The organism is Actinoplanes sp. NPDC051851 (assembly GCF_040681165.1).
Taxonomy (GTDB): domain Bacteria; phylum Actinomycetota; class Actinomycetes; order Mycobacteriales; family Micromonosporaceae; genus Actinoplanes.
Map to the genome: position 1 here is coordinate 211,786 of NZ_JBFAYF010000003.1, position 18,638 is coordinate 230,423.

Here is an 18,638-nt window from a genome sequence, read left to right on the forward strand (position 1 = left end):
AACGCCATGAACACCGCCACCAGCACCGGCCCGGAGCGCAAGGCTCCGGGCCGGCCCCGCAACGCCCAGGCCGACGAGGCCATCCTGGAGGCGGTGCTGGCCCTGCTCGCCGAGGGGCAGAGCTTCGCGGCCGTCTCCATCGAGGCGGTCGCGGCCCGGGCCGGCGTCGGCAAGGCGACGATCTACCGTCGCTGGCCGAACAAGGAGGCGCTGCTGATCGACGCGGTCCGCAACATGAAGGGCCCGATCCCGGAGCCCGGCGGCGAGTCGGTCCGCGCCGACCTGGTCGCCATCGTGACCGCCAACCGGTCGCCCCGGGTCGAGGAGTACGGCAAGGTCACCGCCTGCCTACTGCCCGAGCTGCTCCGCGACGAGGAGCTGAGCCGGATGCACCGGGCGGTGATGGAGCCACGCCGGGAGGCGATGCGGGCGATTCTGCGCCGCGGCATCCGGAGCGGCGAACTCCGGCCCGACCTGGACCTCGAGCTGACCCTGCTGATGCTCTCCGGCCCCTCGATGATGCGGGGCATCTACGGCGAGTCGACCGGGGTTCCCTCCGAGGGCTTCGGCGAGGCGCTGGTCGACGCGATCCTGCGCGGCGCGGCGAATCCGAGCACTCCGGCGAATTAAATTCGCAAAACGCCCATAATCGGGGCATGGGACTGGCCGATGTTCGCGTGGCGCTGCGGGCCTGGCGGGAGAGCCTGATCGATCTGGGCGACACCAACCGCCTGATCAACTTCTCCACCGGCCATCCGGACCTGGTGACGATCACCGCCCCCGAGCCGGGTGCCCTGGTCACCGCGTTGCGCACCGGCCAGGACCTGACGATCGCCGGCCGCGGCGCGGACCCCACGCCCCCGGCCGGCGCGCTGCGCACCGAGACCGCGGACGGTCCGCTCGGCTCGCTGCTGCGCCGGCTGCAGCGCCGCTCCCGGCAGGAGTACCTGGACCGCGGCGTACACGTGCTGCACCTGGCCTGCGGTCTGCTGCGCTGGACCGACGAGGAGGAGACCGAGTACGCCAGCCCGATCCTGCTGGTCCCGGTCGAGCTGGTACCGGCCGGTCTCGGCGAGCACCCCCGGCTGCGGCTGCGCGACGACGACCCGGTGGTCAACCCGGCCCTGGTGCTGCGGCTGCGGGCGGCCGGCATCCCGGCGCCCGCCCTGGACCCGCACGACCCGGACGTGGTCCGGCTCTGGAACGACTTCGGCGAGAACGTGGCCCGCCGCCGCGGCTGGCGGGTGGAACGGCCGATCCTGCTGGGCTGCCTCACCTTCCACAAGGAGGCGATCTACCGCGACCTGCTGGAGAACGAGGAGCGGATCGCCGCGCACCCGGTGGTCCAGGCCCTGGCCACCACCGACCACCGGCAGCAGAGCGGCGAGTTCCGCTTCCACCCGGTCCCCGCCGAACGGGTCGACCGGGTCGCGCCGCCCGAGGACGTCCCGCTGGTGCTGGACGCCGACTCCTCGCAGCGGGCCTGCGTCGCCGCCGCGCTGGAGGGCCGCAGCTTCGTGATGGACGGCCCGCCCGGCACCGGCAAGTCGCAGACCGTGGCCAACATGATCGGCTGCCTGCTGCACGCCGGGAGACGCGTCCTCTTCGTCTCCGAGAAGGCCGCCGCGCTGGACGTGGTCCGCAACCGGCTCGCCGAGTCCGGCCTGGACCGGTACACCCTCGAACTGCACGGCAACCACCTGGGCCGCAAGGAGGTCGCGACGGCGCTGGCCGCGGCCGCCGACGAGCGGCCGGAGCCGTTCCCCTCGGGGGCGCCGGTGGACCGCCTCGAACTGCGGGAGCACCGCGAGGGGCTGAACGCGTACGCGTACGCGATGAACGAGCTCCGCGACCCGCTCGGGCAGAGCCTGCACGACGTGCTCGGCCGGTGTGCCGCCCTGGACGCCGTACCGGACGCGCCGGTACCCGCGCTGGCCCCGGACACGCTCACCGCGGACGCCCTGCGCCGGATCCGCGAGGCCGCCGACCAGCTGGCCCGGGCCTGGCGCTCGGCGGCCGGCGGCGACGAGCTGCCCTGGCGGGACGTGACCGCGCGGGAGCCGCTCGACCCGGTGCTCTGCCGCGCCGAGAAGGCCCTCGCCGCGCTGGCCCGGGAGGCCCGCCCGGCCGACCCGCTCGCCGTCGCCTTCGACCTGCGGCGCCCCGGGGACGCGGCCACCCTGGCCCGGCTCGCCGAGCACGCCGCGCGGCGTCCCGAGCGGGTCCGCGACGACTGGCTGACCCTCCCCGATCTGGAGCCGGTCCGGCGGGCCGCCGAGGAGCTGGGCCGGGAACTGGCCGCCGCGGCGAAGGCGGGCGCCGCGGTCAAGCAGCGCGCCGGGGTGGAGTGGTCCGAGCTGCCCGAGCCGGACGGGCTGCCCTCGGTGCCGGATCTCGGGGACGTCGTACCGGAGCCGCTCGATCTGGATCCGCTCACCGCGGCCGACGCCGACCAGCTGGCCCGGACCTTCACCCGCGCGGCCGAGGAGATGGACCGGCACCGGCGCGCGGTGGACCGGGTCACCACCGGGCTGGGGCTGCCGGCCGCGGTCACCTTCTCCGACGTGGCCCGGGTCGCCGCGGTCGTCGAGCTGGGCACCCGGCAGCACAAGCCGGAGCAGTTCTGGTTCTCGCCGAGCGTGCTCTCCAGCGTGTCGGCCGGCGCGCAGACCCTGAAGCGGACCCTGGAGCAGCTGGTCAGCGCGGAGATCCAGGCCCGGCCGTACTTCTCCGAGGCGTTCCTGGCCCAGCCCGTCGAGGAGCTGGCCGACCGGTTCCACCGGGTGCACCGGGGATGGCGGAAGCTGTCGGCGGCGTACCGGCGGGACCGGCGTACGGTCTCCGGGTTCGTGCTGCCGCAGGCCCATCTCGGGGACGCGATCTCCCGGCTGGACGCGGCGGTGGCGTGGAAGGCGGCGCGACAGGAGCTGGCGGCGGCGGAGCACGCGTACGGCCCGGTGCTCGGCCGCTACTGGCAGGGCCGGGGCACCGACTTCGGCGCGCTGGACGAGGCGCTCCAGACGGCCTCCCAGGCGCTCGCCTCGGCCCCGGCCCGGGCCCGGGACGCGATCACCGCGTACGTCTGCGCGAAGTCCCCCGACCCGGAGCCGGTACGCGTCGTCGCCGAGGCCCGGGACGCGCTGCTGCGCTGGCAGGCGACCCTCCGCCCGGCCCCGCACCCGTCGCCCCGCCCGGAGCTGGCGAACGGCCCGGTCGCCGCCGCGGTCGCCTGGCTCCGCGCGCACGTCACCGCCCTGCACGCGGTCACCGACCGGGTACGCGCCTTCGACACCGCGACCACCCGTACCCTCGACCTGGCCGAGACCGGCCGCCTCGCGGGCCTCCGCGCCACCGCCGCCGAGGCGGCCGCCGCCCTGGACCTGGCCCGGCACAGCGGCCCTCTGGCCGACGGCGACGGCGACGAGGCCGCCGCTCTCCCGGCCGCGGTCGCGTGGGCCGCCGAGGCCCGCCGTCTCGGGGGCGGCGAGGCCGGCGGGGACGCCGCGCTCGCCGCCGAGCAGGTCGCCGCGCTCCGGCAGGCCCGGCCCCGCCCCGGTCTCGCCGCCCGCGCCGAGGAGTGGGCCACCGCCCGGCAGGCCGTGCTGGACGGGTTCGCGCTCGCCCGGCACGCCGAGCTGGTCCACCAGCTGGACGACTACGCCCGGGCCCGGAACTTCCTGAAGCGGATCCGGGACGACGCCAGCGGCCAGGAGGAGTGGTTCGCCTGCCTGGACGCCCGCGACGTGCTGACCCGGTTCGGCCTGGACGCGGCGGTGGAGACCTGTGCCGACCGGCGGACGCCCGGCGAGGAGGTGCCGCCGGTGGTGGAGCGGGCGGTGCTGCGCGCCTGGGTGGACGCGGTGGTCCGCTCGGACGCCCGGCTGCGCCCGTGGCGCTCGGCCGACCGGGACCGGCTGGCCGCCGACTTCCGCGCCGCCGACGAGCGGCTGGCCTCGGCCGCGGCCCGGGAGATCGCCGCCGAGGTGGTGGCCCGCCGTCCCCGGGGTGACACCCCGGCGGCCGCGCTGCTGCGGCGTGAGGCGATGAAGGCCGACCGCCACCTGCCGGTCCGCGAGCTGATCGGCCAGGCACGGGACCTGGTGCTGACGCTGCGCCCGTGCGTGCTGGCCTCGCCGCTCACGGTCAGCCAGGCGCTCCCCGCCGACCTGCGCTTCGACGTGGTGATCTTCGACGAGGCGTCCCAGGTCACCCCGGCCGACGCGGTCAACTGCGTGTACCGGGCGGACTCGATGATCACCGCGGGCGACGACCGGCAGCTGCCGCCGACCTCGTTCTTCGACCGGGTCACCCGCGCGGTCGAGGAGCCGGAGGACCCGGAGACCGACGTGCTGGACTTCCCGTCGGTGCTGGAACTCGCCAAGGCCTGCGGCGGGTTCCCGACGATGAGCCTGACCTGGCACTACCGCAGCCGGCACGAGGCCCTGATCGCCTTCGCGAACCAGGCGTTCTACCAGGGCCGGCTGAGCACCTTCCCGAGCCCGGGCGGCGGCGGGCCGGACACCGGCATCGAGCTGATCCCGGTCGCCGGCGTATACCGGCGCAGCACCACCCGGGACAACCCGGCCGAGGCGGAGCGGGTCGCCGAACGGGTCCTGCACCACTTCGACACCCGTCCCGACCGTACGCTCGGCGTGGTCACCTTCTCGGTGGCGCAGGCCGAGGCGATCGAGAACGCGCTGGAACGCCGGGCCGGGCACCTCCCCGCGCTCGACGACGACCGGCTGCACGGTCTCTTCGTCAAGAGCCTGGAGTCGGTGCAGGGCGACGAGCGGGACGTCATGATCTTCTCCATCGGGTACGGCTACGACGACACCGGCCGGATCAGCACCAACTTCGGCGCCCTGAACCGCCCGAACGGCTGGCGGCGGCTGAACGTGGCGATCACCCGGGCCCGCCACCGCGTGGAGATCGTCACCTCGATCCTGGCCCGGGACATCCCGGAGTCGGACAACGAGGGCGTCCGGCAGCTGGCGGCGTACCTGGACCACGCGGAGCGCGGCGCGATCAGCGAGGGGGCCGAGTCCGCGACCACCCCGTTCGCCGCGTCGATCGCCCGGCTGATCACCTCGTGGGGTTACCCGGTCCGCACCGGGCTGGGCACCTCCGGCGGCCGGGTGGACCTGGCGGTCTGCCACCCGGGCGACCCGGCGGGCGCGTACCTGCTCGGCGTCCGCTGCGACGGGCCGGCGTACCGGGCCTGCCCCGCCGCCCGGGACCGGGACCGGCTCACCGGCCAGGTCCTGGCGGGCCTGGGCTGGCGGCTGCACCGGGTCTGGTCCCTGGCGTGGTACCGGGACACCGAGGGTGAGCAGCGGCGACTGCGGGAGGCGATCGAGCGCGCCGCCGAACGGCACCCGCTACGGACCGGGCCGGTCGAGGGACCCGGCCGCGCTGCCGGCGTGCAGGCCCGCGCGGGGAGCCTGGCCCTCGGCGGCTAGCTCGGCCAGCCGGGCGATCAGCACCGCGGTGTCGGCGGTGAGGTCCAGCTCGTCCAGCCGGGCCGGGTCCAGCGGCGGCACCTCGACGTGCGAGATCAGCGGGTGGAACGGCCGCCGGTCCACCTCGCCGGTGCCGAAGAGCCGCTCGGCCAGCTTCTCCCCCGGGCGCAGGCCGGTGTACTCGATCCGGACCGGGTGCGGCGCGAGCTGGGCCATCTGCCGCGCCACCTCGGCGATCCGGACCGGCTCGCCCATCTCCAGCACCAGCGCCTCGCCGGGCAGCCCGATCGCGGCGGCCTGGACCACCAGGTGCACCGCCTCCTGGATGGTCATGAAGTACCGGGTGACGTCCGGGTGGGTGACGGTGAGCGGCCCGCCGTCGGCGATCTGCGCGCTGAACGTGGTGAAGACCGAGCCCCGGCTGCCCAGCACGTTGCCGAACCGGACGCTCAGGAAGGTGCCCCGGCGGCGGCGCGCGGTCCACGCGGTGAGCCGCTCGGTGACCCGTTTCGAACAGCCCAGCACGCTGGTGGGATCGGCCGCCTTGTCGGTGGAGATGTTGACGAAGCGCTCCACCCCGTCGGCCGCCGCGAGTACGGCCTGCGTACCCCGGACGTTGGTCTTGACCGCCTCGCCCGGATAGCGCTGCAGCAGCGCGAGATGCTTGAGCGCCGCGGCGTGGAACACCACCTGCGGGCGCCGGGTCCGGAAGAGCTCCCGGATCCGCTCGGTGTCGCGCAGGTCGGCCAGGATCACCGCGGGGTCGTCCAGCCGGGCCGCCGGGTCGAGCGAGAGCTGGACCGCGAGCAGCGAGGACTCGTCCCGGTCCAGCATCATCAGCTCGGCCGGCGCGAAGCGGTGGATCTGCCGGCACAGCTCCGAGCCGATCGACCCGCCGGCCCCGGTGACCAGCACCCGCTTGCCGGTCAGATAGCCCGCGATCGCGGTCATGTCGGTGTCGATCTGGTGCCGGCCGAGCAGGTCGGTGACCTGGACCTCGCGGATGTCGCCGACGCCGACCGGCTGGTCCATCAGCTCGCTCACCGCGGGGACCAGCTTGAACGCCGCCCCGGCGGCGAGGGTCCGGTCGCGGATCTCCCGGACCAGCGCGGCGTCGGCGTTCGCCACCGCGAAGACCAGGGTGGTCGCGGCGGTACGGTCCAGGACCTCCGGGATCCGGTCCCGGTTGCCGAGCACGGGGACGCCCTCGAGGTACCGGCGGCGCTTCTCCGGGTCGTCGTCGATCAGCCCGACCGGCAGGTAGCGCCCGGCCGGGTCGTTCAGCATCGACCGGAGCAGCAGGGTGGCCGCCGCACCGGCGCCGAAGAGCACCACCGGCGCCGCGACCCGGGCGTCCGGGCGGCTGAGACGGGCCCGGCGGGAGCGGTGGGCGTACCGGGCGGCGAGCATCAGGCAGAGCGCGAGGGCGCCGCCGACCACCGGGGCGCCGGCCGGGATCAGCCGCCCGGAGAGCAGCAGATCGGTCATGAGCAGCACCGACGCGACCGTGACCGCGGTGGCGGCGACCGCCCGGACCTCGTCGAAGCTGGCGAACGCGTACCGCCCCCGGTACAGGTGCCGGGCGTGCCCGAAGGCGGCCTGCAGCAGCACCGCGAACGCCACCGCGGCCACCGCTCCGGCGGTCCGGCGCGGGTTCAGCTGGAAGTCGTCCCGGGCGAGCGTCGCCACCAGCAGTCCGGCGGCCCAGGCGACGCCGTCCACGGCCAGGGGCAACAGTCGACGGTGTCGCCACATGAGCCGAGCGTATATCGCCCTAAAAGCGGACTTTCTCGATACGCAAGATTCCCTCATAAACCCGCCATATCGTGGCGAGTAGCCACGGAACGGGGAGGTCTGAGTGGGCCTACGCGATTACCTCCGTGTTGCCCGAAGGCACTGGTGGTTGGTGCTGGCCTCGGTCACCGTCGCGCTCGGCGTGGCGCTGATCGTGAACCTGCGGACCACCCCGGTCTACGCGGCTCGGGTGACGTTCTTCTTCACCACGCCGATCGCCGGTGCCGCCGAGCTCTACCCGGCCAGCATGTTCTCCGCCAGCCGCCTCGCGACCTACGCCAAGCTGCTGAGCAGCGACGAGGTCGCCACCCAGATCGCCGACGACCCGACCGTGCACCTCTCCGCCGAACAGATCCGGGACCGGGTGTCGGCGGAGACGATCGCCGACACCGTGATGATGGAGGTCACCGTCGAGGACGTGGACAGCGACCGGGCCATGCTGCTGGCCGACAGGATCACCACCCGGTTCAAGGACGCGGTGGAGACCCTGGAGCGCCCGTCGGCCTCCGAGCCCTCCACCGTACGCGTGGCCGTCGTCTCCGCTCCTCGCCTGGACGACGGCCCGGTGGCGCCGAACACGCTGAACAACTTCGCGCTGGCGACCATGGCCGGGCTGATCGTCGGCACCGGGCTCGGCGTCGGGCGCGAGGTGGCCGACCACACCGTGCGTACCGCCGAAGCTCTGCAGATCCTGACCTCCGCGCCCGTGCTGGCCGCCGTGCCGATGGACACCGCCGCACCCGCCGGACCGGGCCCGTTCGCCTCCGAGCGCACCTCGCCGCGGACCGAGGCGCTGCGCCAGGTCCGCACGCTGCTGCAGATCGCCGCCGCCGAGCGCTCGGTGAAGACCCTGGCGATCACCAGCGCGGTGGCCGGCGAGGGGCGCTCGGCCACCACGTGCAGCCTGGCCCTGCTCTTCGCCGAGGCCGGCCAGCGGGTCCTGGTGATCGACGCGGAGCTGCGCCACCCCCGGCTCGCCCAGTTCCTCGGCCGGGAGGAGTCGGCCGGGCTCGCCACCGTGCTGACCGGGATGGCCTCGGTCGAGCAGGTGCTGCAGCCCTGGGGCGCCGGGCTCTGGCTGCTCTCCAGCGGCGGCCGCCCGCCGAACCCGAGCGAGCTGCTCAGCTCGCCGCGGATGACCGATCTGGTGGACGAGGTCCGCCGCCGCTTCGACGTGGTGATCTTCGACTGCCCGCCGCTGCTGCCGGTGACCGACGCCGCGGTGGTGGCCGCCCGCGCCGACGGCACGGTTCTCGTGGTCCGCTCCCGCAGGACCACCGGCGCGCAGGTCACCGCCGCCGTCCGCGCCCTGAACGCGGTGAACGCCACGCTGCTCGGCTGCGTGCTGAACATGGTCGCGCGCAAGGGCCCGGACGCGGTGCCGGACCTGGAGCGCTACACCGCCCCGTCCGGCGGCAGTGACTACGCGGGCCGGCGCCGCCGCTTCGGCTTCTGGTCCTTCGAGGCACCCGCCCTGGTCACGGGGGCCCGGCTGGTCACGGGGGGCCGGCTGTGAGCGAGCGACCCACCGCCGCGCCGGGCGGGCTCTCCACCGAGGCGGAGCGCCGGGTGCCCGGCGCCATCGCCGAGGTCTTCGAGCGGAGCCGGGACGACCTGCCCACCCGGCTGGCCAACATGGCCCGGTACGCCCGCCGCGCCCAGGTCACCCGCTTCGCCGCCCTCTACGAGCTCTTCAAGCTGGCCCTGCCGGTCAAGGGCTCGATCGTCGAGTGCGGCGTCTTCCGCGGCTCCAGCTTCATGACGTTCGCGCAGCTCAGCGCGGCCCTGGAACCGACCAACCTGACCCGGCGGATCTACGGCTTCGACAGCTTCGGCGGCTTCCCGTCGGTCGGCGACGCGGACCGCCCCGAGTCGACCGGCGCCCGCCCCGGCGACCTGGCCGCGGAGAGCTACGACGAGCTGACCCGGCTCCTGGAGATCTACGACACCGACCGCTTCCTCGGGCACCTGCGCAAGGCCGAGCTGATCCGCGGCGACGTCACCCAGACCATCCCGCAGTTCGTCGCCGAGCGCCCGCACCTGGTGATCAGCCTGCTCTTCCTCGACCTCGACCTGTACGAGCCGACCGCCGCCGCGCTGCGCCACCTGCTCCCCCGGATGCCGCGCGGCGCCGTCCTCGCCTTCGACGAACTCGACAACCCGCTCTGGCCCGGCGAGACGGCCGCCGTCCTGGACGAGGTCGGCATCAACAACCTGGAGCTGCGCCGCTTCGACTTCGACCCGTACATCGGATACGCGGTGATGTGACATGAACCGCCCGCTGCAGCACGTCTCGGTCGCCACCGCCCGGGCGGTCCGCGCCCACGTGCTCCGGATGACCCACTCCGGGCGCAGCTCGCACGTCGGCTCCGCGCTCTCCTGCGCCGACATCCTCGCCGTGCTCCACACCGACGTGCTGGAGCTCGACCCGGAGCACCCGGACTGGCCCGACCGGGACCGCTTCGTGATGAGCAAGGGCCACGCGGGAGCCGCGCTCTACGCCGTCCTCGCGGAGCGCGGCTTCTTCGACCCGGCCGTCCTGCACCGGCACTACCAGAACGGCTCCTACCTCTCCGGGCACGTCAGCCACGTCGGGGTGCCCGGCGTGGAGGTCTCCACCGGATCGCTCGGGCACGGACTGCCGATCGGCGCCGGCCTGGCCTGGCGGGCCCGGCAGACCGGACGCTCCTGGCGGACGTACGTACTGCTCGGCGACGGCGAGTGCGACGAGGGCAGCGTCTGGGAGTCCGCCCTCTTCGCCGCGCACCACGAGCTGGCGAACCTGGTCGCGATCGTCGACTACAACGGGCTGCAGTCGCTCGGGACGACCGAGGAGACGCTGCGGCTGGAACCGTTCGCGGCGAAGTGGCGCGCCTTCGGCTGGCAGGTGACCGAGATCGACGGCCACGACCACGCGGCGCTGGCCAAGGCGCTCGCGGTGCCCCGCTCGGCGGAGCCCGGCCGGCCACGCTGCGTGCTCGCCCACACGGTCAAGGGCAAGGGCGTCTCGTTCATGGAGAACGAGGTGCTCTGGCACTACCGCCCGCCGGACGACGCCGAGCTGTCCCGGGCGCTGGCCGAGGTGAGCGCATGAGGAACCGGTTCTTCGCCGGCCTGCTCGCGGCCGCCCTGGTCGACCCGGACGTCGTGCTGATCACCGCCGACCTCGGGTACGGCGCGGTGACCGAGTTCGCCACCGCCCGGCCCGCCCAGTTCGTCAACGCCGGGGTGGCCGAGCAGAACATGGCCGGGCTGGCCGCGGGGATGGCGATGGCCGGGGCGCGGGTGTTCACGTACTCGATCGCGAACTTCCCGACCCTGCGCTGCCTGGAGCAGATCCGCAACGACATCTGCTACCACCGGGCCGACGTCACCGTGGTGGCGGTCGGCGGCGGGCTCGCGTACGGGGCGCTCGGCATGTCGCACCACGCCACCGAGGACCTGGCGATCATGCGGGCGCTGCCCGGGATGGCGGTCGCGGCGCCGGGCGACCCGATGGAGGTCAGCGCGGTGCTGAGCGACCTGCTCGCCGCGGGCGGGCCGGCGTACCTGCGGCTGGGCAAGACCGGCGAGCCGACCGTGCACCAGCCGGGTCTGGAACTGGCCCGGGGCGAGTCGGTGGCGCTGCGCAGCGGCGGCGAGATCGCGCTCTTCACCACCGGCGCGATCCTCCCGAACGCGATCCGCGCCGCCGATCTGCTCGCCGACCACGGCATCCACGCCGACGTGCGGTCCTTCCCCTGGGTCGACCCGCTCGACGTGCCGGCCGTCCAGGACGCGGCCGGCCGGTACGCCACCATCGTCACCGTCGAGGAGCACTCGATCGTCGGCGGGCTCGGCAGCGCGGTCGCCGAAGTCCTCGCCGAGATGCCGGCCGCGGCGCCGCTGCTCCGGATCGCCCTGCCCGCCGAGGCGCACTCGGTCGTCGGCGACCAGGAGTTCCTGCGGGCCGCGCACGAGCTCGACCCGGAGGCGATCAGCCGGCGGGTCCGCACCCATCTGGAGGCGAAGCGTGGACTGGCGCGTCCGATTCGTTGACTACCCCGAGCAGTGGCGGCGGCAGCGGGCCGCCCTGCTCCCGGTGATCGAGAAGACCATCGCCGACGGCGACCTGATGCTCCGGCAGCAGCTGCGTGACTTCGAGACCGACCTGGCCCGGTTCAACGGCTCGGCCCGCGCGGTCGGCGTCTCCAACTGCACCGACGGCCTGCGGCTGCTCGCGCACCACCTCGACGTCGGGCCCGGCGACGAGGTGGTCACCGTCGCGCACACCTTCATCGCCACCGTCTCGCCGTTCGTGCTGCGCGGCGCCACCCCGGTCTTCGTGGACATCGGCGACGACCACCTGATGGAGACCGGCGCGCTCGCCGAGGTGGTGAACGAGCGGACCCGGGTGATCATCCCGGTGCACCTGAACGGCCGGACCGTGGACATGGCCGAGGTCGTCAAGGTCGCCGAGCACGTCGGCGCCGCCGTGATCGAGGACGCGGCCCAGGCGCTCGGCGCCACCCTGGACGGGCAGACCGCCGGGACCTTCGGGCTGGCCAGCACGTACTCGTTCTACCCGGCCAAGATGCTGGGCGCGCTCGGCGACGCGGGGGCGGTGCTCACCGACGACCAGGAACTCGCCGACCGGCTGCTCTCGCTGCGCGACCACGGCCGGGTCGGCAAGAGCGACATCGACGGCTGGGGCTACAACTGCCGGCTGGACAACCTGCAGGCCGCGATCCTCGGCTGGCGGCTGCGGCAGCTCCCGGCCTGGATCAACCGGCGCCGCGAGGTCGCCCGCCGCTACGACGAGCGGCTCCGCGGGATCGACGGGCTGGAGATCCCGGTCGGGCCGGACGCCGACGACCGCCGCCAGGACGTGTTCCAGAACTACCCGGTCACCACCGACCGGCGCGACGCGCTCGCCGAGCACCTGCGCGCCGACGGCATCGAGATCCTGATCAGCTGGCCGGTGCCGCTGCACCACCAGCGCGGCCTGGGCCTGGACCACTGGCGGCTGCCGCGTACCGAGCGCCTCTGTGAACGGGTGCTCTCCCTGCCCATGCACGCCGAACTGGAGGACGTGCACGTCGACGAGGTTGCCGCGAGCGTCCGCCGATTCTTCGGAGCGAAGTGAGCGAAGTGATGGACCTTCCACTGGTCACCGTGATCGTCCCGTGCTGGAACGAGGCCCGCTTCGTGGCCGCCTTCCTGGAGTCGGTCGCCGCACAGACGTACCCCGCCGACAGGGTGGAGATCCTGCTGGTCGACGGGATGAGCGAGGACGGCACCCGGGCCCTCGTCCGGGACCACGCGATCAGCCACCCGAACCTGCGGCTGATCGACAATCCCGGGCACAGCAAGCCGGCGGCGCTGAACCGGGGCATCGCCGAGGCCGCCGGGGACGTGATCGTCCGGCTCGACGTGCACGCCGAATACGAGCCCGACTACCTGCTCAAGTGCGTCCGCGGCCTGCTCGACTACCCGGAGGCGGACAACGTCGGCGGGGTACGCACCTCGCTGCCCCGCGACGACACGCTGCTCGGCCGGGCCATCGCGATCTCCACCACGGAGGCGTTCGGGGCGGGCAACGCGGCGTACCGGGTCAGCTCCGGCGCGGACCGGGCCCGCTGGGTCGACACGGTCTTCGGCGGCTGCTACCGGCGCGAGGTGTTCGACCGGGTCGGGCTCTTCGACGAGCAGCTCACCCGGGCCCAGGACCGCGAGTTCAACCACCGGCTCCGGGCGGGTGGCGGCAAGATCCTGCTGCTGCCCGACATCACCTGCACCTACTACGCGCGCAGTTCCTGGCGGGAGTTCGCGTCCTGGACGTTCGAGGCCGGGTACTGGCCGTTCCGGGCCAGCCGCGCGGTCGGCCGCTGGATCGGCTCGTGGCGCAACGTGGTGCCGGTGACGTTCGTGCTGACCGTGGCGGTCGGCGCGGCCGCCTCGCCCTGGTCGCGGACGGCCCGGCGGCTGACCGCGGGCGTGCTGGGCGCGTACGGCGCCGCCACGATCTACTCGTCGGCGCGGGTGGCGTGGCGGCGGCAGGACCCGGCGCTCGCGGTGGCGATGCCGGTGGTCTTCGCGAGCACCCACGTGATCTACGGGATCGGATCGGCCTGGGGCGCGCTGGACCCGGCGGCGAGGCGGCGGTGAGCACCGTCCTGCACTACTACCGGGGCCGGGTGGCGCTGCACGCCGTCCTGGAGGGGCTCGGCGTGGGCGCCGGTGACCCGGTGGTGGTGCAGGCGTACACCTGCGCCGCGGTGGTCGAGCCGCTGCTCCGGCTGGGCGCGCGCCCGGTCTTCGTGGACATCGGCCGGGAGAGCCTGACCATCGATCCGGCGCTGGTGCCCGCGGACGCCCGGGCGATCGTCGTCCAGCACACCTTCGGCAACCTCGCCCGGCTGCCCGACACCGGCGTCCCGGTCATCGAGGACTGCGCCCACCTGGGACCGGACGCCCCGCCGACCACCGGGGTCGCCTCGTTCAACTCGTTCGAGTGGGGGAAACCCGTGGTGGCCGGCGTGGGCGGGTCGGCGACGGTCCAGGACCCGGCACTCGCCGCGGAGATGCAGATCCGGTACGAGCGGTACACCGCCCCGCCCGCGCGACGTGAGCTGATCATGACGGCCGAGTACCTGGCGTTCCGGGTCGCGGCGGAGACCGGGGCGCTCTGGCGGCTGCGGGCGCTCTACCGGCGGCTGGCCGGCGCGGGCGTGATCGTCGGCTCCTACGACGACGATCCGGTGCACAGCCCCGAGTACCGCTGGCGGATGAGCCGCACCGTCCGGCGGCGGCTGCCCGCGCGGGCCGCCTCGGGACGCCGGGGCCTGCGCACCCGGCGGCACGTCGTCAACGCGTACCAGAAGGGTCTGGAACTGATCGGGGTTGAAGATCTGTCCCCGCGACGGGCGGAGGCGGTGCCGCTGCGTCTTCCCGTGGTGGTCGAGCGGAAGGCCGAGGTGCTGACCGCCGCGGCGGCGGCCGGCGTCGAGCTGGGTGACTGGTTCGTGTCGCCGGTGCATCCGCTGCGCGGCGCGGCGCTCACCGAGATCGGTTACGAGAAGGGCTCCTGTCCCAACGCCGAGTGGGCCGCCCGGCACATCGTGACCTTCCCGGTACGCGCGGACGTCTCCCCGGCCATGGTGGAGCGTGGGCTGCGGCTGCTCGCCGCGCAGAAGGCGGCCGGACATGTCTGATGTCTCGATCAGGTGTGCCCGGCTGACCCGGCGGGAGATCGCCGCGGTGGCCCGCATGCACGCGACCGAGGTCCCCGAGGGCTTCCTCGCCACGCTCGGCGAACCGGTGCTGCGGCTCCTCTACGAACACGCGGCCACCAGCGAGCTGTCCCGGATCTTCGTGGCCGAGGACGAACGGGGCGTCCCGGTCGGCTACATCTGCGGGACGCTGGACACCGGCGCGCTGCTCAAGGAGTTCCTCCGGCGGCGCTGGCACACCGCGCTCCCGGTGATCATTCCGCGCCTGCTCTCGGCCAAACGGATTTTCAGGATCTTAGAGACACTTCGCTATTCCGGTACGTCCGAACCCGGGCTCCCGTCCGCCGAGATCATGAATTTCGTGGTCGTCCCCGCGTGGCGCGGCCACGGGGTCGCGACGGTTCTCTTCGACCACCTGATGCGCTGGTTCGCCGCCGCCGGGCGTACCGAGATCAAGATCGTCACCGGCGAGCACCAGCGGCGGGCGCGGGGCTTCTACGAGAAGTCCGGCAGCGTGCCACGCGGCCGCACCTCGATCCACCGGGGCACCGCGGCACGCGTCTACGTCTACCGATCGGAGGGTCATGACCACGCGCTATGAGGTCACCAAGCGGGCGATGGACATCGCGGTCGCCGCGACGGTGCTGCTGGCCAGCACGCCCGCCGCGATCGCCGCCGTCTGGATGATCAAACGGGAGGACGGCGGCCCGATCCTCTACCGGGGGATCAGGATCGGTCGCGGCGGCCGCCCGTTCGCGATGCTCAAGTTCCGCAGCATGGTCATCGACGCGGCCCGGCTCGGCTCGGCCTCCACCGCCGACGACGACCCGCGGCTGACCCGGACCGGCCGGATGCTGCGGCGCTGGAAGCTGGACGAGCTCCCGCAGCTGGTGAACGTGCTGGCCGGCGACATGAGCCTGGTCGGCCCGCGCCCGCAGGTGGCCTCCGACGTCGCCCGGTACACCGACCGGGAGCGGCGGCTGCTCGACGTCCGGCCCGGCATCACCGACTGGTCGTCGATCCTCTTCCGCGACGAGGGCGGCATCCTCGCCGGTCACGACGACGTCGACCGGGCCTACGACGAGCTGATCCGCCCTCGCAAGATCCAGTTGGGGCTCGAGTACGTGGACCGGCGCAGCCTCGGGACCGACCTGCGGATCCTCGGGCTCACCGCGCTGGCCCTGGCCGGCTATCCGCACGTGGACCGCCTGCTGCCCGCCCCGCCCGAGCCCGTCCGCGGGTGAGGGGGCTCCTCCGCCGCATTCCGGCCGCCGTCCGGCGGGACTACGCCGGCACGCTGCTGGTGCACTGGTTCACCCTGGGCACCGGGCTCTACCTCTTCCACCTGGTGGCCGACCGGGGCGGGCCGGCCGGGTTCGCCTACTACCAGATCGCCCGCGGCGTGGTCAGTACCGGACAACCGCTGGTGATGGCGGGGATCGGAACCGGGGTCCAGCGCTATCTCCCGCGTACCCAGGACACCACCCGCGACCTCGCACACCAGGCCCTGCTCGCCCAGACGATCATCGTCGTGCTGGTCACCGCCGCCGGCGCCGCGCTCGGCACACCCGCCGCGCACTGGCTCGGCCTCGACGGCCGCCCCGCGGTGGTGGCGGTCCTGATCATGCTGGGCGGCAACTGCGTCTGCACGCTGACCGTCGCCGCCCTGCGCGGCAGCCATCAGGTCGCGCGCGCCAACGTCACCGCCGCGGTCGGCCTGGCCGCCGTCCCGCTGATCGCCTTCCTCTTCGCCGAGCGCATCGACGACTTCCTCATCCAGCAGGGCGCGGGCGCGGCGGTGGTCGCCCTCGCCAGCGCGCTCACCGTCCCGCGCCGCAACGCCAGGCCGCTGCCCCACCCCGGCCCCGGCGAGCCCACGCTCACCACGATCTTCGCGTACGGCCTTCGCCGCGTACCCGCCGATCTGGCCCTGCCCGCGCTCTACACGTTCCCCACGCTGGCGGTGGCCACGGCCCGGCCCGGCGGCCCCGAGGCGGGCCACATCGGCTTCGCCACCTCGGCGGTCACCCTGATCTGCTCGTTCTTCGGGATGCTCACCCCGGTGCTGCTCCCCCGGCTGAGCCAGTACTTCCACCGCCCCGGCGGGGACTCCGCGGTGAGCCGGATGCTGACCTCGCTCCCGCTGCTCGCGGCCGGCCTCGCCGCGCTCCCGACCGGGGTGTTCGTCCTGTTCGCGCCGGTGGTGGTGGAGAAGTTCCTCGGCGCGGGCTTCGACGGCGCGGTGCCGGTGCTGCGCCTCGGCGTGCTCTCCGCGGTCCCGTTCGCGATGTACTACGCGGCCCGCCCCACCCTGGACGCGCTGCTCGACGCGGTCACCGTCAGCAAGCTGCTACTCGGCTGCCTCGCCCTGGAGGCCGTCCTCACCTACGCCATGTTCCCGTTCCTCGACCCGCAGTACGCCGCCGCGGCCGGCCTGTGCGGCGCCGCGGCGGTGCTCGGCCTGCTCGCCGACCGCATGGTGGCCCGGGCGCTGTCATGACCGTTCTTGATCCCCCGCCCGCACCGCGCCCCGGCCTCGTCGTCGTGCTCGCGTTCATCACCGCGCTGGCCGGCCGCTTCGTGCTGACCCGGCTCGGGCTCGACGTGGCGGTGATCAACGACGTCCGCGTCCCGCTCTTCCTCGCCCTGCTGATGATGCTGGCCCTGGAGTCCCATGTGGCCGGCCATCGCCGTGCGGCGGGCGGCGGCGCGTACATCACCATCCTCGCGCTCCTCGGATACCAGGCGCTCTCCGCCGCATGGGCCCCGCCCGGCGCCGCCGTCGAGGCCGCGGTGATCGACCTGGTCGCGATCGCGCTGCTGCTCACCGTCTACTACCAGCTGGCCGCCTGGGACCGGGACCACGTCACCGCCACCACGCTGAAGCTCTTCCACGCCGCCGCCTGGGTCTACTTCCTGGCCGCCTCGACCGGCCGGGGCCACGAGGCGAACGGCCGGTGGGCGGCGCTCGGCGGCGGCCCGAACGTCTTCGTCCGCGTCATGATCCTCGGCGTCCTGACCTCGTTCTACCTCTACCTGAAGAGCGGCGACAAGCTCCGCTGGCTGGTGCCGATCCCGGCCTTCATGTTCGGCGCCATCGCGTCCGGCTCCCGGGGTGGCCTGGTCGCGCTCTTCATGACCGTCACGGTCGCGGGCCTGGCGATCCGCCCTCGATTCAACGCCTCACGGGCGTCCAAGCCGCTCACCATGCTGGTCGTGCTCGCGATCCTGGTGGCGCTGACCGCCGGACAGACCATCGCCGGTTTCGTACAGTCCCGCTTCGTCGACGCCACGGTCGGCCAGGGCTACACCTCGGACCGCGACGTACTGTTCCGGATGGCGCTGCGCCTCTTCCTGCAGCGCCCGCTCCTCGGCACCGGCATCAACGGCTTCCACGTCCTCACCGACCTCGGCGTCGGCGAGCGCTATGTGCACAACCTGCCGCTCTCCGTGGCGGCCGAGGGCGGCTTCACCGGGCTCGTGCTGCTCGGCCTCTCCTGGTTCGCGCTGTGGCGGGCGTATCTCGGCACCCCCCGCCCGCAGCGCAGCCTGGAGGCCCGCACCGCCGCGTACTGCGGGATCTTCATCGGCGCGTCGAGCCTGTTCTCCGGCGACTACTACGACGCCCGCCTGATGTGGATGTTCCTGCTGCTGTCCGCGGTCCGCCCGGCCACCCCGCCCACGCCGCTGACCGCGCCGCCCACGCCGCTCACCGCGCCACCCACGCCGCTCACCGCGCCGCCCACGCCGCACGCCCCCGCCGTCACGGTCCGCTCCGCCTCACCGCCGCCTCCCGCGCGCCGGGGATCGACCCGCAGCGCGCTCGGAGGCGACGGTCAGGAGGCCGCCCAGGGCGGGGTGTAGCCGATGAAGAGCGCCACCGCCGCCGCGATCAGCGCGAGCGCGAGCCCGGTCAGCACGCCTATCCCGGCGAGCTTGAACCGGTCGTTGTTGACCAGGATCGCACCGACCGACGCGGTGATCGGCGAGAGGCAGCAGCCCCCCGTCCCGTAGAAGTAGGTCCATTCCCGCGGATCGTCGGTCCCGCTCCACAGCCAGTAGGCCGCAAGCAGGCCCAGACCGACGTGGGCCGCGAACACGAGACCGGCGACCAGCACCGCCATAGATCGTTCAGCCACACCGGAACGTTAGTCGCACCTGTCACCGGTGACAC

The 18,638-nt window shown here is 73.9% G+C and carries 15 protein-coding genes; 13 read left to right on the forward strand and 2 right to left on the reverse strand.

The annotated features are described in order from the left end of the window. Positions 1-6: 6 nt before the first annotated feature. Both AB0M08_RS04965 and AB0M08_RS04970 read left to right on the forward strand, forming a co-directional pair. Complete coding sequence (locus AB0M08_RS04965; RefSeq protein ID WP_364488549.1) at positions 7-630, forward strand: TetR/AcrR family transcriptional regulator; 624 nt, start codon at positions 7-9, stop codon at positions 628-630. 26 nt (positions 631-656) lie between these two features. Continuing rightward, on the forward strand, positions 657-5,459 hold the full coding sequence (locus tag AB0M08_RS04970) for a DUF4011 domain-containing protein (RefSeq protein WP_364488552.1): 4,803 nt from the start codon (positions 657-659) through the stop codon (positions 5,457-5,459). Here AB0M08_RS04970 and AB0M08_RS04975 read toward each other — a convergent pair. Continuing rightward, entirely contained in the window at positions 5,379-7,214 is a 1,836-nt protein-coding gene (locus AB0M08_RS04975) for a polysaccharide biosynthesis protein (RefSeq protein WP_364488555.1), read from the reverse strand. The two genes, AB0M08_RS04970 and AB0M08_RS04975, sit on opposite strands and share 81 nt — an antisense overlap. A gap of 151 nt (positions 7,215-7,365) precedes the next feature. On the opposite strand from AB0M08_RS04975, the gene AB0M08_RS04980 reads away from it, so the two are divergent. From AB0M08_RS04980 to AB0M08_RS05030, 11 genes are read left to right on the forward strand one after another with little or no spacing between them, the layout of a single operon-like run. After that, the gene (locus AB0M08_RS04980) at positions 7,366-8,769 is read left to right on the forward strand and encodes a polysaccharide biosynthesis tyrosine autokinase (protein WP_364488948.1); all 1,404 of its coding nucleotides are present in this window, start codon (positions 7,366-7,368) and stop codon (positions 8,767-8,769) included. Next, positions 8,766-9,521 carry a TylF/MycF/NovP-related O-methyltransferase gene (locus AB0M08_RS04985; RefSeq protein ID WP_364488557.1) on the forward strand — a complete coding sequence of 252 codons (756 nt, stop codon included), beginning with the start codon at positions 8,766-8,768 and terminating at the stop codon, positions 9,519-9,521. Before AB0M08_RS04980 ends, AB0M08_RS04985 begins: the two co-directional genes overlap by 4 nt. 1 nt (position 9,522) lies before the next feature. Further along, positions 9,523-10,347 carry a transketolase gene (locus tag AB0M08_RS04990; protein WP_364488560.1) on the forward strand — a complete coding sequence of 275 codons (825 nt, stop codon included), beginning with the start codon at positions 9,523-9,525 and terminating at the stop codon, positions 10,345-10,347. Then, on the forward strand, positions 10,344-11,291 hold the full coding sequence (locus AB0M08_RS04995; protein WP_364488563.1) for a transketolase C-terminal domain-containing protein: 948 nt from the start codon (positions 10,344-10,346) through the stop codon (positions 11,289-11,291). The genes AB0M08_RS04990 and AB0M08_RS04995 overlap by 4 nt, the downstream gene beginning before the upstream one ends. Beyond that, entirely contained in the window at positions 11,266-12,378 is a 1,113-nt protein-coding gene (locus tag AB0M08_RS05000; protein WP_364488565.1) for a DegT/DnrJ/EryC1/StrS family aminotransferase, read from the forward strand. Before AB0M08_RS04995 ends, AB0M08_RS05000 begins: the two co-directional genes overlap by 26 nt. An 8-nt stretch (positions 12,379-12,386) precedes the next feature. Next, on the forward strand, positions 12,387-13,400 hold the full coding sequence (locus AB0M08_RS05005; protein WP_364488568.1) for a glycosyltransferase family 2 protein: 1,014 nt from the start codon (positions 12,387-12,389) through the stop codon (positions 13,398-13,400). Further along, positions 13,397-14,446, forward strand: a complete 1,050-nt coding sequence (locus AB0M08_RS05010; protein ID WP_364488570.1) for a DegT/DnrJ/EryC1/StrS family aminotransferase — start codon at positions 13,397-13,399, stop codon at positions 14,444-14,446. Before AB0M08_RS05005 ends, AB0M08_RS05010 begins: the two co-directional genes overlap by 4 nt. Further along, positions 14,439-15,065 carry a GNAT family N-acetyltransferase gene (locus AB0M08_RS05015; protein WP_364488573.1) on the forward strand — a complete coding sequence of 209 codons (627 nt, stop codon included), beginning with the start codon at positions 14,439-14,441 and terminating at the stop codon, positions 15,063-15,065. The genes AB0M08_RS05010 and AB0M08_RS05015 overlap by 8 nt, the downstream gene beginning before the upstream one ends. Further along, a complete protein-coding gene (locus AB0M08_RS05020; RefSeq protein WP_364488576.1) occupies positions 15,049-15,708 on the forward strand; it encodes a sugar transferase in 660 nt (219 codons plus the stop codon). The genes AB0M08_RS05015 and AB0M08_RS05020 overlap by 17 nt, the downstream gene beginning before the upstream one ends. Continuing rightward, entirely contained in the window at positions 15,705-16,964 is a 1,260-nt protein-coding gene (locus tag AB0M08_RS05025; RefSeq protein WP_364488578.1) for a hypothetical protein, read from the forward strand. Before AB0M08_RS05020 ends, AB0M08_RS05025 begins: the two co-directional genes overlap by 4 nt. Continuing rightward, positions 16,961-18,328 (forward strand): O-antigen ligase family protein, encoded by a 1,368-nt coding sequence (locus AB0M08_RS05030; protein ID WP_364488581.1) that lies wholly within the window; start codon positions 16,961-16,963, stop codon positions 18,326-18,328. The genes AB0M08_RS05025 and AB0M08_RS05030 overlap by 4 nt, the downstream gene beginning before the upstream one ends. Here AB0M08_RS05030 and AB0M08_RS05035 read toward each other — a convergent pair. Beyond that, complete coding sequence (locus AB0M08_RS05035; protein WP_364488584.1) at positions 18,301-18,603, reverse strand: hypothetical protein; 303 nt, start codon at positions 18,601-18,603, stop codon at positions 18,301-18,303. The two genes, AB0M08_RS05030 and AB0M08_RS05035, sit on opposite strands and share 28 nt — an antisense overlap. Positions 18,604-18,638: the final 35 nt, after the last annotated feature.